Origin of the sequence: Arthrobacter sp. MYb214, from assembly GCF_002979865.1 — a bacterium.
GTDB lineage: Bacteria > Actinomycetota > Actinomycetes > Actinomycetales > Micrococcaceae > Glutamicibacter.
Genome location: NZ_PCPZ01000001.1, coordinates 955,912 through 969,133, shown reverse-complemented (window position 1 = coordinate 969,133; position 13,222 = coordinate 955,912). Strand labels below are relative to the sequence as shown.

The following is a 13,222-nucleotide window of genomic DNA, read 5'->3' as shown; positions in this document are numbered from 1 at the left end:
GCCTTCGCAAGATCCAGCCGACGGCCGGTGCATGGAACCTGCACTGGATGATGCTGGACTCTGTCCGGTTGCCCGCTGCATGCATTCCCGTGGCGGAAAGGACGCCCAGGGGGATGAACCGAGTGAAGAGCACGAGCTTGCGCGACAGCGAAGGGTGCCGGACCAATATCGGTCCGGCACCCTTCGCCATTGTGTTGTATTCAGCTTTTAGCCTTCATCGACAATGCCGAACATATGAGCGGAAATATCTTGGTACTCCACCCGGGTCTTGCCCTTTTCCAGCTTTGGAAGCTGCGCCGGGGAGTGGGTGTGGCAGTGAACGAAATCGAAGGCAGGCCACCACTTCTTGGGGCGTTCGTATTCGCTGAAGCCGCAGACTTCGCAGACCAGATGAATCCACACGGGGCGTTTGCCGGTGCGGTTGGCGCGCGACTGCTCCAACCAAGCTGGTGGATTGGTGTTCAGCTCACGGAATTCTGCTTCGCTCATTTTGGAAGGAATGCCGTGGCGCTTGGCCATTTCTACTGGGATATCCAACGCGATTGCCGCGTCTCTACGAGTCATCATTGACATCTAGCTTATGCCACCTGGCCAACGAGCCGGAAGGAATCCCAACCCATCTCACCATTGAGTTAGAAAGGCTATGGGCTGAAGCACAAAAAGTGGGCGTCGAGACCACGTTTTTGCCAATTTCCGCCGGTTCCATTCGTATTTTGTGCCCTGCATCACTTAGGCTATGTGAAGCATGTGTTAATCATCACAGCCCATGCATGTACCTAGACGAAGGATGACTCATGACTCGCAAGAAGAACGGGCTGCGACTCGCAGCAGCCGTTGTGGGTATCTCTGCCCTGGCTCTGACCGGCTGCACCCAAGCTGCAGACAGTGGCAATGAAGAGGGCGGCAGCGGCGATGCCAGCGCTCCAATCACCCTGGGCACCACCGACAAAGTGACCTCCCTGGACCCTGCTGGATCTTACGACAACGGTTCGTTCATGGTCATGAACCAGATCTACCCATTCCTGCTCAACTCCGAGCCGGGCAGCCCGGACCCATCGATGAGCCTTGCCGAGTCCGCAGAGTTCACCACCCCGACTGAATACACGGTCAAGCTGAAGCCGGGCTTGAAGTGGGCCAATGACCACGACCTTGATTCCAAGGACGTCAAGTTCACCTTCGACCGCCAGCTGAAGATCGCGGACCCTAACGGCCCATCCTCGCTGCTGGGCAACGTTGAGTCCATCGAGGCGCCTGACGCCACTACCGTAGTCTTCAAGCTGAAGGTCGGCAATGACCAGACCTTCCCGCAGGTGCTGACTTCCCCGGTCGGCCCGATCGTCGATGACGAAGTCTTCCCCGCAGACGCAGTCATGGACGACCAGAAGATCGTTGAGGCCAAGGCCTTCGGAGGCCAATACGTTATTGATTCGTACAACAAGAACAACCTGATCTCCTTCAGCGCTAACGAGTCCTACCAGGGCGTTCTGGGCCCTGCAGCCAACGACAAGGCAGCGATCAAGTACTACGCGGACGCCAATAACCTGAAGCTCGAAGTCCAAGAAGGCAAGATCGACGTCGCATGGCGTTCGCTGACCCCAACCGACATCGAAGACTTGGGCAAGGATGAGAATCTGGCGGTCCACAAGGGACCGGGTGGCGAGCTGCGCTACATCGTCTTCAACTTCGATTCCATGCCATACGGTGCCAAGACCGATGATGCTGATGAAGCGAAGTCACTGGCCGTACGCCAGGCAGCGGCGCACCTTGTGGACCGCGAAGCCATCGCGAAGAACGTCTATAAGGACACCTACACCCCGGCTTACTCGTACGTGCCGCAAGGCTTCACCGGCGCCACCGAGCCGCTGAAGGACATGTACGGCACCGACGGCAAGCCGGATGCAGCCAAGGCCAAGAAGGTTCTGGAAGATGCCGGAGTGAAGACCCCGGTCAGGCTCGCGCTGCAGTACAACCCGGATCACTATGGCCCGAACTCCGGTGACGAATACGCACTGGTTGAAAAGCAGCTGGAGGCCGATGGCCTGTTCGAAGTGGATTTGAAGTCCACCGAATGGGTGACCTACCAGAAGCAGCGCGTCACGGATTACCCGGCCTACCAGCTGGGCTGGTTCCCGGACTACTCGGATGCCGACAACTACCTGTCGCCGTTCTTTGCCAAGGAGAACTTCCTTTCGAACAACTACGACAACCCCGAGGTTGACAAGCTGATCTCCGATCAGCGAGGAATGGTCGACGCTGCGGAGCGCACCAAGGCCATCGAAGAACTGCAGACGATGGTGGCTGAGGACTTGTCCACGCTTCCACTGCTGCAGGGTGCCCAGGTGGCCATTGCAGGCAAGGACGTCAAGGACGTTGACAAGACCTTGGACGCATCGTTCAAGTTCCGTCTCGGTGTGCTGAGCAAGTAATTCGGCTCTCGCCTCGCAGACACCAAACCTGAGGGGATCTGCCACGCGCCAACCCTTGGCGCGCGCGGTGGATCCCCTTGGCATGCGCCGTCATTGACCGCTCAAGGCGGCGCATTGCCACGCATCCTGAACCATAAGGACAGACGATGACTATCACGTCGCCACCGGGCAAAGAAGCAAGCCCGCTAGCAACACCCAAACCAGCAAAGCAAAAAGGCGGAGGATTCCTCCGTTACTTGATTACCCGATTCTTGCTGATCATTCCCACTGTCTTCATCCTCATCACAGTGGTGTTCTTCCTGATGCGCGTGACCGGAGACCCGATCACCGCAGCCTTGGGCGGACGGCTCACCCCGGACCAGCTGGCCCAGCGCATCCATGAAGCCGGATACGACCGGCCGATCCTGATCCAGTACTTCGAGTACCTGGGCCAGATCTTCACCGGCGACCTGGGCCGCACCATGAGCGATAACCGGGCGGTCACCGAGGTGCTGGCCACCTACGGCGCAGCAACTTTGGAACTGGCCATCAACGCGGTCCTCGTCGCACTGCTGGTCGGCATCCCGCTGGGCCTGGTTGCCGCGAAGTTCCGCGACCGCTACCCGGATGCCGTGTTGCGCATCCTTGCAATCCTCTCCTACGCCACCCCGGTGTTCTTCGCCGGCTTGCTGCTCAAGCTGGTCTTCGGCGTATGGCTAGGCTGGCTGCCGATCAGCGGCCGTGCCGACTGGCAGACCGAGCTTGAACTGACCGGCCTGCAGAGCCCATCGGGCATCTACTGGCTCGATGCGCTGCGCAGCGGCAATAGCGCTGCCTTCTGGAATGTCACCGAGCATGCGATCCTGCCAGCCCTGGCACTGGGCCTGCTCACCGGCGGCGTGTTCCTGCGCCTGGTGCGCACCAACGCAATTGGCACGCTGGGCCGCGAATACGTGGAAGCCGGCCGTTCGCGCGGTGTCAGCGAATTCCGCCTCACCACCAAGCACGCCTACCGTCCGGCGCTGATTCCGATTATCACTGTCATGGGCCTGCAGATTGCCATGCTGCTCGGTGGAGCAGTGCTGACCGAGACCACCTTCGAATGGTCGGGATTGGGCTTCAAGCTCGCCGAATACCTCACCGCCCGCGACTTCGTGGCTGTGCAGGGCATCGTGGTGCTGCTGGCCATTATCGTCGCCGTCACCAACTTCATCGTTGACGTGCTGGCCGCCTTGATCGACCCGAGAGTCAGGTACTAATCATGAGTACAGCTACCTTGCCGGCTTCGAACAAGTCCTGGCTGGACCGGCTCCCGGTCATCTCCCACCTGCGCATGTCCTCGGGCCTGCAGCGGGGCATGCTGGTTGCCGGTCTGGCGCTCTCCGGCCTGTTCATCGTTACCGCCTTGTTCGCGCCGCTGATTGCGCCTTTCGATTTCGCGCAGTCCTCGGATGCATCCGGGGACTTCCCGCGCCAGGCGGCTCCGGACAGCAAATTCATCTGGGGCACCACCGCCACCGGCTATGACGTGTTCTCGCGGACCCTCTTCGGTGCGCAGACGGCCATCTGGGTGATCCTGACGGCCGTGGTCATGTCCCTGTTCCTGGGCGTATTGCTGGGCTTGATCTCCGGCTACCTCGGCGGCTGGTTCGACCGCATCGCCGTGGTGTTGGCCGATGCGATCTACGCGTTCCCATCCCTGCTGCTGGCCATCGTGATGTCCATCGTGATTTCCCAGGGCCAGTCTTCGCTCTTCGGCGGCGTGATGGCAGCGGCCATCTCCATCACCGTGGTATTCATCCCGCAGTACTTCCGCGTGGTCCGCGCCGAAGTACTGCGGCTGAAGGCGGAACCCTTCGTAGAATCCGCACAGGTGATCGGCGCCAGCCCATGGCGAGTGATGTTCGCGCACCTGCTGCGCAACGCCACCCGCACCTTGCCGCTGATCTTCACGCTGAATGCCACCGAGGCATTGCTGACCCTGGCGGGCCTGGGCTTCCTGGGCTTCGGCATCGAACCGACCAGTGCTTCGGAATGGGGCTACGACCTGAACCGAGCGATGTCAGATGCCACTAGCGGAATCTGGTGGACCGGCCTGTTCCCGGGCTTGGCCATCGTGCTCACCGTGATGGGCTTGACCCTGGTTGGCGAGTCCATGAATGACCTCAATGACCCGCGCCTGCGCCGCTTCAGCCGCAAGAAGGCCAAGCGCATCACCCAGTCCGGACAGGTAGGAGCAAACAAATGACCAACAGTCCTCTCCTCGACTCCGAGGCCAACGTCGGCACACCCGCTGTCTTGCGCATCGAAGACCTGAACATTGATTTCGTCACGGACGCCGGCGCAGTGCCGGCAGTGCGCGGCGTTGATTTGCAAGTCAGGGCCGGCGAGATCCTGGCCATCGTGGGCGAATCCGGATCCGGCAAGTCCGTCACGGCACGCACTGCTCTGGGCATCCTGGCCGAGAACGGTGCCTCGCACGGCGGGGTCTACCTCAAAGGCAAGAACATGCTCACCCTGCGCGGCCGCGAGCTGCGCGCGGCTCGCGGCCGGGATGTGGCCATGGTCTTCCAGGAACCATCCACGGCACTGAACCCGGTGTACACCGTGGGGTGGCAGATCATGGAGGGCATCCGCGCGCACAACAGGATTTCCAAGAAGGAGGCCAGGACGCGCGCCATCGAGGCAATGCGCCAGGTCGGCATCCCGGATCCAGAGCAGCGCGTGGACTACTACCCGCACCAGTTCTCCGGTGGCCAGAAGCAGCGCGTGGTCATCGCCGCGGCGCTGGCCCTGAAGCCGGAACTGATTGTGGCAGATGAGCCAACCACCGCATTGGATGTCACGGTGCAGGCTGAAATTCTCCAGCTGCTGCGCGACCTGCGTGATCAGCTGGGTACCGCCATCGTCATCATCACCCACAATATGGGGGTGGTGGCCGATATCGCCGACCGCGTGATCGTGATGAACCAGGGGCAGATCGTTGAGCAAGCACCATCGATCCAGCTCTTCGAAGCACCGCAAGAGGACTACACCAAGTCCCTGCTGGCTGCCGTGCCGCACCTGGGGCGCGAAAGCGCCTCGGAGGGACTAGTCGAACGTCCGAACCAGGATGCTGAATTGCTGGTGGAAGCCAAGGGCCTGAAGGTGCATTTCCCGGGACGCCTCGGGGCCCCGGGCTTCACCGCGGTCGATGAGGTGGATCTGAAGATCCACGCCGGCGAGGTCTACGGACTGGTGGGCGAGTCCGGTTCGGGGAAAACCACCATCGGACGCAGCATCGCGGGATTGAACCGCATCACCGGTGGCTCGCTGAAGGTGCTGGGCTACGAGATGGCCCACTTCAAGGAACGCACCTTCAAGCCGCTGCGTGAGCAGATCGGCTTCGTGTTCCAGGATCCAGCGGCAAGCTTCAATCCGCACTTGACCGTAGGCGAATGCGTGGCCGAGCCACTGGCCGTGCACCGTGATCTGAACCCGCTGCAGACCCGCAACAAGGTGGCCGAACTGCTTGAGGCCGTGCAGCTTCCAGCCGGTTTTGCCAACCGCTACCCGCACGAACTCTCCGGCGGCCAGCGCCAGCGCGCGTCGCTGGCCCGCGCACTGGCCTTGGAGCCGAAGCTGCTGATTGCCGATGAGCCAACCAGCGCACTGGACGTTTCGGTGCAGGCCAAGGTGCTGGAGCTGTTCCGCGAATTGCAGACCGAACTGGGCTTCGCAGCCCTGTTCGTCTCGCATGATCTGGCAGTGGTGGACCAGCTGGCTACCTGGGTGGGCGTCCTGTTCCGGGGCACCTTGCTGGAAGAAGGCTTGGGCTCCAAGGTCCTGGCCAACCCGCAGCATGAATACACCCAGCGCCTGATCGCCTCGCTTCCGGTTCCGGACCCGCGCGAACAGGCGCAGCGACGCAAACTGATTGAACAGCTGAACGCCTCCTGAGCAGCTGGCAATCAAGGAACAACGGGCATGCCCCGGGCACGGTCAGGCACCGTGTCCGGGGCATGTCACCTTGTGGGTAATCCGTCATGCGAACCCGTAAACTGGTGATCATGAACGAGCCGAAGAACACTGAGACCACCCAGTCATTCGACCCGCACGCCAGCTCGTTGCAGGGCGAGGTCCAGAATGAAGTCCTCGAAGAGCTGTACGCCATCCGCGGCAGCATCGACAACTTCGATGCGCAGCTGGTTTTCCTGTTGGCTGAACGCTTCAAGGCGACCCAGCGCGTAGGGGTCCTGAAGGCCGAGCACCAGTTGCCGCCGAGCGACCCTAGCCGCGAGAAGGCGCAGATCGAGCGCCTGCGCGCCCTGGCCCACGAAGCGCATCTTGATCCAGAATTCGCCGAAAAATTCCTGAATTTCGTGATCTCTGAAGTCATCCGCCACCACCAGAACATTTCTGACTCGCACAACAATGACTGAGCAGGAACACGAGGCCGCTGAACGCCGCGATGTTCACGCCACCGCTTTCTGCCAGTTCCCGGGCAGCGACCCGTCGGCCATCCACGAAGTGGTGCGCGGGGAATTGGGAGAACCCAACCTCGCGGTCTTCCCGCAGCTGCCGGATCGTGGCGTCGGCGCCGATGCGGTAGGGCGCAGCGCCACCTTGCTGGCAGACCTCGGCTTCGATCTGCAGCCGCACGGCTGGAGGATCGGTGCCAAGGACGGTATCGATGCCCGTCGTGCCCGCAGCATCCTGCGCAGTGACGAGAATCTGCTAGCTGATGTACTCGGCGCGGAAGCGAAACCTGCCCAGCGCCTCAAGCTCACCTTGCTCGGTCCGTGGACCTTGGCCGCCAGCCTGTACCTGTCGAACGGGGAGCGGGTGATCAGCGATCATGGGGCGCGCCGCGACATCATCGAGTCCTACGCCCACGGAGCACGCGAGCATCTGGACCGACTGGCCCGCATTACCTCGCTGGCGGACTTCACTATCCAGATTGATGAGCCGCTGCTGGGCGACGCGCTCGACGGCACAATCAGTACCGCCAGCGGATACCGGACCCTGCGCTCGATCCCACGCGCCGAAGTGCGAAGCGCCTATGCGCAGTTCTTCAAGGTGCTCGCTGGCGAGGCCGAAGGCCAACGGGTCACCTCGCTGCTGAATCTGCCTACCCAGGATGAACACTGGATTGAACGGGTGGATCTGCTGCACCAAGCCGGTGCCGGCGCGCTGGTCATCGACCCTGGAGGCTTGACGCACCGCAAGTGGGAGCGGGTAGCGGGACTTGTCGAAGGCGGGGGCCGCGTCTTCTTGCAGGTGCTCGCCCCCGGAACCCGGGCACCAGGTGTTGTAGAAGGGGTGAACTCCATTCTTCGTCCTTGGCGTCAGCTGGGCTTGGGCTTGGGGCAGCTAGGTGCACTAACCCTGATGCCGCGTGGAGACTTCTCGCGCAGCAGCTCGGCGCAGGCCATCGAGAACCTGCGACGGCTGGCCAGTTATGCCCAAGCGTTGGAGCAGACACGCGTCGATGCGTAGCTAACTGCCTGATTCCTGCCGGTCACAGCCCGAAAAGGGCGGTTGATCATGTATCTTAGGAATAGTGGGGTAGCGGATCTACCCGGTTTGGCCAGTTGGCTGAAACCTCAAACCTACGGTTTCAGGGGGACATGGGATGAAGGCACGGATTTTAGTCGTTGACGATGACGAAGCGTTGTCGGAAATGATTGGCATTGTCCTGCAAAATGACGGCTTCGATGCCTCATTCTGCTACGACGGTTCCGGTGCTCTGGAAGCATTCCGTGAAGCGAACCCCGACCTGGTGCTCCTTGACCTGATGCTGCCTGGCATTGACGGCATCGAGGTATGCAAGCAGATCCGCGCGGAATCCGACGTTCCCGTCGTGATGCTCACCGCCAAGTCGGACACTGCCGACGTTGTCCGCGGGCTGGAATCCGGTGCCGATGACTACGTGCCCAAGCCTTTCAAACCAGCCGAGCTGGTGGCCCGCGTGCGAGCCCGTTTGCGTCCAAGCGAAACCCACGCCGCGGAGACTTTGCAAGTTGGCGAAGTGACCATCGACGTGGCCGGGCACCGAGTGACCCGCGGAACCGATGTCGTGTCGCTGACCCCGCTGGAATTCGACCTCCTGGTCACCATGGCCCGCAAGCCATGGCAGGTCTTCAGCCGCGAGCAGCTGCTGGAAGCCGTCTGGGGCTACCGGCACGCTGCAGATACCCGCTTGGTCAACGTGCACGTGCAGCGCCTGCGCTCGAAGATTGAAATTGACCCGGAGAAGCCGCAGATTATCGAGACCGTTCGCGGTGTCGGATACAAGGCTGGTTCGGCAAGTTGAGTTCGCACACGTCGACCGGTGCAGAGTTGGTTCCGGTCGATGTGCATGCCCAGTCGCAGTCCAAACCCGCCCGGTGGAGCAAAATCGAGCAGTGGATCAAGCGTCCCTGGCACACCGCCAAGCTGCGTTGGCAACGCCACCTGCTGTTCCGCACCGTCATTTCGACGCTGCTTTTCACTGCGCTGGCTTTGGTTGCCGCCGGCGCCTTCCTTTCCAACCAGATCGCCTCCACGCTTTTCGAAGAGCGCGTGAACCAGATATCCAAGGAATCGGAACGCGGCCTGGTCCAGGCCCGCTCCATTCTCGAATCGGCTTCCACCACCGATCGCGCCTCCACCCAGGCCCTGGTGAATTCGACCTTGGCTTCCCTGGAAGGCGATGGCGCAACCGTAGTCCGCGATTTCGTGCTGATGCCCATTGCCGGTGACCAAAGCCTTTATGTTGGGCCAATGGCTTCCGGTTCCCTGACCACCCGCGTGATCCCTGGCGATCTCGCGGAGCGGGTTGCAGGGGAGCAAGGCATCTATTGGCGTTCCATCGAGCTGGGTGCCGATACCGCAACCAAGCCCGGTCTCATTGTCGGCACCAAGGTACTGATTCCGCCTGGACGCGAGTACGGACTGTATCTGGTCTACGACCTGTCCAGCGTGCAGGATACCCTCGAATTCATCAATCGTGCGATGGCTTTCACCGGGCTGATTCTGCTGGCAGTGGTTGGCTTCGTTGCGTGGTCGGTCGCCCGTACCGTGGTCCGCCCGGTGGCCGATGCCGCGTATGTTTCGGAGAGGATTGCTTCCGGTGACCTCGACCGCCGAATGAAGGTCGCCGGCAAGGACGAGGTGGCCCGATTGGGGACGGCCTTCAACCACATGGCCCATTCATTGCAAGAGCAGATCACCGCATTGAATAATCTCTCGGCCATGCAGCAACGCTTCGTTTCCGATGTCTCGCACGAATTGCGCACCCCGCTGACCACCGTGCGCATGGCTGCCGAAGTGATCCACGATGCCCGCGAGGACTTCGATCCGCTTACCGCGCGGTCCGCCGAACTGATGTACAACCAGATCGAGCGTTTCCAGCACCTGCTCAATGACCTGCTGGAAGTGTCCCGCTTCGATGCCGGCGTCGCGGTGCTTGACCGTGAGTCAACGGACTTGAACGTCATAGCCCGCAAGGTTATCGATACCGCCACCCCGGTGGCTGATGAATACGGTTCGCTCATCCGCCTGAACGCGCCCAGCGACGGTTGCGTCGCAGAAGTGGATCCGCGCCGCGTCGAGCGTGTGATCCGCAATCTGGTGCTCAACGCGGTGGAGCACGGTGAAAGCAAGCCAATCGATATCACCATCGGCGCCAACCAGAGCGCGGTGGCGATCACCGTGCGCGACTACGGCATCGGCATGTCCGAAGAGGCGTGCAACCACGTCTTCGACCGATTCTGGCGCGCTGATCCGGCCCGTGCACGGACCACCGGAGGTTCCGGCCTGGGCTTGTCGATCTCGATGGAGGACACCAGGTTGCACGATGGCCGATTGGAAGCGTGGGGCAAGCCGGGGGTCGGCTCGGTCTTCCGCCTGACCTTGCCACGCAGCGAGGACCTGGAGATCGCTTCGTCGCCGCTTCCACTGGAACCGCCAGTTCCTGAAAGCCTGGCTACGGTGATTTTGGGAGACAGCTTCCCGCTGACCGGTGAAGTGCCAAAGATCGGATACACGCCGCTGGTTCTTGATCCGGATTTGGATGCGGATTCGCCAGATGACGATGTCACCAATCCGAACCTCGGCAGCAACGAGCAGAAGAAGGAAGGGGAGAGCTGATGCGGAAGAAATTCTTTTCCAGCCTCGCGATCATCCTTGCTGCTGCGCTTGCGATCTCTGGCTGCGCCTCGATTCCTAGAACTTCCACCGTCCAGCAGATTGAAGCCGGAACCGACACTAGCGGGGCTGAAAGCTACAGCTATGCGGCCGATGGACCGGCAGCAGGTGCTGATGCCAGGGCCATCGTCGAGGGGTTCGTCGAGGCTGGGCGTTCGGTATCCGAAGATTATGCTGTCTCCCGCGAATTCATGGACGCGCAGCTGAGCAACACCTGGCGCGGTGATACGCAGACGCTGATCTACGATGCCTTCAATGTGGTCAACGGGGCCGATGCGAACAAGTACACCATCCAGCTCGAAATCACCGGTGAAGTCGACGCGCATGGCGTGCGCACCGACTACCCGGATCACTCGACCCGTGCAGTGGATATCGAAGTCGCCAAGGTAGACGACGAATGGCGCATTACCAAAGCCCCGGACGGCACGATGCTCGAAGCCTCGACGTTCACCAAGATCTTTGCCGCGCAGACCCTGTACTTCTACGATGCGAGCTTCGCCTATTTGGTTCCCGACATACGGTGGTTCACCTCGGGTTCGGGCACCACCACGTCGATGGTGGAAGCCTTGTTGGCAGGACCAGCCCCGTACCTGCAAAATGCTGTCGTCTCCGCTTTCTCGACGGCCAGCGGACTGGTGCGTTCAGCGGTGCCGGTGCGCGATGGCGAAGCGACCATCGATTTGAACTCCAATACCTTCGCAGATGCTACCGACCGGAGCATCTTGCTGATGAAGCAGCAGATGGAAGCCACGCTGACCAGCCTAGCTCCGGTGGACTCGGTAAAGCTGCTGCGGGAGGAAAACGAAGTCAACCTTTCGACCGAAGACACTAACTTCGAGCCGGCTACGTCCAACCCCAGCACGCAGGATACGCTGATCGGCATTTCGGACCAGTACTTGGTCTACGTCAAGGGACTCTCGATCATTCCGGTGGGCGGCGTCCCGGATATTTCCGGATACAACCCACGGGACCCGGCCATGTCTCCGGTCGGCAATCGCTATGCCTTCCTCAACGGCCGCCGCACCCAGCTGTGGGGGATTGACGACAAGGGCAGCCTGCGCCTTTCGCTGGAGGGCGAGGAGCTCATCCAGCCGTCCATGGATCTGGCCGGCTGGACCTGGACCGCGGATAACGGGGCAGCTACCCCGATCAGGGCGGTCCCTGCCGACACCGAAATGAAGGGTGAAGCCCGTCCAATCGATGTGGCCTGGCTGGAAGATGCCCAGATCGATTCCTTGCGGATTTCCCGCGACGGCGCGCGGGCGCTGATCGTGGCAACCATCGGCAAGACCACGTCGGTTTACGTCGCCGGCGTGATCCGCGATGCTGAAGGTGTGCCCCGCGGACTCACGGATTCGCCAATGAAGATCTATCCAGAAGTTCCGGTGAATACCGCGCTATGGGATTCGGACAGATCCATTATTGTTGCCGAGCTCGGTGATGACCAAGCTGTTGAAGCGGCCCAGATCACCTTCGAAGGCGGCAGCGAGCACCTGCAGCTGCTGTTGGGCATGGTCGGCATCGCTACCGGTGTCGGCAGCCGCCGCGAAGTGTATGCCGAGACCAACGAGAAGCTGTATACCCGCGTGGGCAATTCCTGGCACGAGCTTGAGGATTTTGCCCAGGACGTCGCCTATCCCGGCTAAGCAGGACCTTGCTCCACAGCTCGTTGGCGACCAGACCGATCGACGCGGTTCATCGGCCAGTCTGGCCGTATGGAAATTCCCGAAGAGTGGCTGCGGTACTTCGATGAGCTGTCCCGCAGCAGGCCCATGCGCTGGCTGGGATTCGGCACCAGGGAAATCGCGAACTTCCTGCTTCCGGCCTGTTGCGCGGTCTGCGCCCGGGCAGATTTTCGGCTTTGCCCCGAATGCCGCAGTGAAATCCAACGCCAACTGAGCCTGCCGCCCCTGCCGGACACGCATCATCTCTATGTCGAGCTTCCCGCGCTCGGCCAGCAGCTTGCCGTTAGTTCCTGCGGCGCTTACGGCAAGGAGCTGGCTCGGGCTTTGCTGGCATTCAAGAACAAGCAGCGCTACTTCCTCGTCTCGCTCTTCGCCCCTTATCTTGCTGCCGCGCTGAACGCCGGATGCATCCCGCAGCGCGCGAATCTTCCTACCCTGGTGGTGCCGGTGCCCAGTTCGCTCAAGGCAACAGCGCAGCGTGGCTACTCTCCGGTGAAGACGATGCTCGACCACGGCTTCGCTCGCGGGCTGCTGTCGGCAGATCTAGAGTGCCGCACGCTGCTGCACTACCGCCTCGGTTCCGCCTTGGGCGGGGCGCAGAAAACCAAGAGCGGTTCAGACCGGCGCGGCGGCCGAACCCATTTCGTTGCCGAGCGTGCCAGCGCTAATGGCCAGCCGGTCATCCTGGTCGACGACGTCCTAACCACCGGTTCGACGTTGCGGCACGCGGCCATGGCCTGCCATGAGGCAGGATATGACGTCACCAGCGCGGTGGTACTGGCTTTGACGAGACCGCCAAATAATGCACCTGAACAGTAATTACGCTTACCGCGATCGGAAATTGTGAGCCCGGATACTTGAATCTTGGCCACGGTGGCATAAGGTGAAGTATGGGATGCATCACAGATGCAGCTAAAAGCCCATCTTCAGTCCGAAAGGATGGAACTTTCGGACTGTTGTGTC

Annotated in this window: 11 protein-coding genes; 10 read left to right on the top strand and 1 reads right to left on the bottom strand. The window is 61.3% G+C overall.

Annotated elements, in window-relative coordinates:
* Positions 1-207: 207 nt before the first annotated feature.
* Positions 208-567, bottom strand: coding sequence for a hypothetical protein (locus CQ012_RS04455; protein WP_105656830.1), 360 nt, complete (start codon positions 565-567; stop codon positions 208-210).
* A 227-nt stretch (positions 568-794) separates the two neighbouring features.
* Here CQ012_RS04455 and CQ012_RS04450 point away from each other — a divergent pair, with 227 nt between their 5' ends.
* From CQ012_RS04450 to CQ012_RS04405, 10 genes are all read left to right on the top strand, one after another.
* On the top strand, positions 795-2,426 hold the full coding sequence (locus CQ012_RS04450) for an ABC transporter substrate-binding protein (protein WP_105661495.1): 1,632 nt from the start codon (positions 795-797) through the stop codon (positions 2,424-2,426).
* Between the two features lie 146 nt (positions 2,427-2,572).
* Positions 2,573-3,664 carry an ABC transporter permease gene (locus CQ012_RS04445; protein ID WP_105661494.1) on the top strand — a complete coding sequence of 364 codons (1,092 nt, stop codon included), beginning with the start codon at positions 2,573-2,575 and terminating at the stop codon, positions 3,662-3,664.
* Positions 3,665-3,666: 2 nt separating this feature from the next.
* Complete coding sequence (locus CQ012_RS04440; protein ID WP_105661493.1) at positions 3,667-4,653, top strand: ABC transporter permease; 987 nt, start codon at positions 3,667-3,669, stop codon at positions 4,651-4,653.
* Complete coding sequence (locus tag CQ012_RS04435; protein WP_105656826.1) at positions 4,650-6,344, top strand: dipeptide ABC transporter ATP-binding protein; 1,695 nt, start codon at positions 4,650-4,652, stop codon at positions 6,342-6,344. Before CQ012_RS04440 ends, CQ012_RS04435 begins: the two co-directional genes overlap by 4 nt.
* Positions 6,345-6,454: 110 nt before the next feature.
* A complete protein-coding gene (locus CQ012_RS04430; protein WP_105656864.1) occupies positions 6,455-6,826 on the top strand; it encodes a chorismate mutase in 372 nt (123 codons plus the stop codon).
* On the top strand, positions 6,819-7,883 hold the full coding sequence (locus CQ012_RS04425; RefSeq protein WP_105656825.1) for a uroporphyrinogen decarboxylase/cobalamine-independent methonine synthase family protein: 1,065 nt from the start codon (positions 6,819-6,821) through the stop codon (positions 7,881-7,883). Before CQ012_RS04430 ends, CQ012_RS04425 begins: the two co-directional genes overlap by 8 nt.
* A gap of 136 nt (positions 7,884-8,019) precedes the next feature.
* Positions 8,020-8,700 (top strand): MtrAB system response regulator MtrA, encoded by a 681-nt coding sequence (gene mtrA, locus CQ012_RS04420; RefSeq protein ID WP_105656824.1) that lies wholly within the window; start codon positions 8,020-8,022, stop codon positions 8,698-8,700.
* Entirely contained in the window at positions 8,697-10,517 is a 1,821-nt protein-coding gene (gene mtrB, locus CQ012_RS04415) for an MtrAB system histidine kinase MtrB (protein WP_105656823.1), read from the top strand. The genes mtrA and mtrB overlap by 4 nt, the downstream gene beginning before the upstream one ends.
* Positions 10,517-12,220 carry an LpqB family beta-propeller domain-containing protein gene (locus CQ012_RS04410; RefSeq protein WP_105656822.1) on the top strand — a complete coding sequence of 568 codons (1,704 nt, stop codon included), beginning with the start codon at positions 10,517-10,519 and terminating at the stop codon, positions 12,218-12,220. Before mtrB ends, CQ012_RS04410 begins: the two co-directional genes overlap by 1 nt.
* 69 nt (positions 12,221-12,289) lie before the next feature.
* A complete protein-coding gene (locus tag CQ012_RS04405; RefSeq protein ID WP_105661492.1) occupies positions 12,290-13,078 on the top strand; it encodes a ComF family protein in 789 nt (262 codons plus the stop codon).
* The last annotated feature ends 144 nt before the right edge of the window (positions 13,079-13,222 follow it).

Bases quoted from the DNA above. Each gene is read 5' to 3' on its own strand.
- CQ012_RS04410 (WP_105656822.1), top strand. From the start codon at position 10,517: ATGCGGAAGAAATTCTTTTCCAGCCTCGCGATCATCCTTGCTGCTGCG.
- CQ012_RS04435 (WP_105656826.1), top strand. From the start codon at position 4,650: ATGACCAACAGTCCTCTCCTCGACTCCGAGGCCAACGTCGGCACACCC.
- CQ012_RS04430 (WP_105656864.1), top strand. From the start codon at position 6,455: ATGAACGAGCCGAAGAACACTGAGACCACCCAGTCATTCGACCCGCAC.
- CQ012_RS04445 (WP_105661494.1), top strand. From the start codon at position 2,573: ATGACTATCACGTCGCCACCGGGCAAAGAAGCAAGCCCGCTAGCAACA.
- CQ012_RS04405 (WP_105661492.1), top strand. From the start codon at position 12,290: ATGGAAATTCCCGAAGAGTGGCTGCGGTACTTCGATGAGCTGTCCCGC.
- CQ012_RS04440 (WP_105661493.1), top strand. From the start codon at position 3,667: ATGAGTACAGCTACCTTGCCGGCTTCGAACAAGTCCTGGCTGGACCGG.
- mtrA (WP_105656824.1), top strand. From the start codon at position 8,020: ATGAAGGCACGGATTTTAGTCGTTGACGATGACGAAGCGTTGTCGGAA.
- CQ012_RS04450 (WP_105661495.1), top strand. From the start codon at position 795: ATGACTCGCAAGAAGAACGGGCTGCGACTCGCAGCAGCCGTTGTGGGT.
- CQ012_RS04455 (WP_105656830.1), bottom strand. From the start codon at position 567: ATGATGACTCGTAGAGACGCGGCAATCGCGTTGGATATCCCAGTAGAA.
- CQ012_RS04425 (WP_105656825.1), top strand. From the start codon at position 6,819: ATGACTGAGCAGGAACACGAGGCCGCTGAACGCCGCGATGTTCACGCC.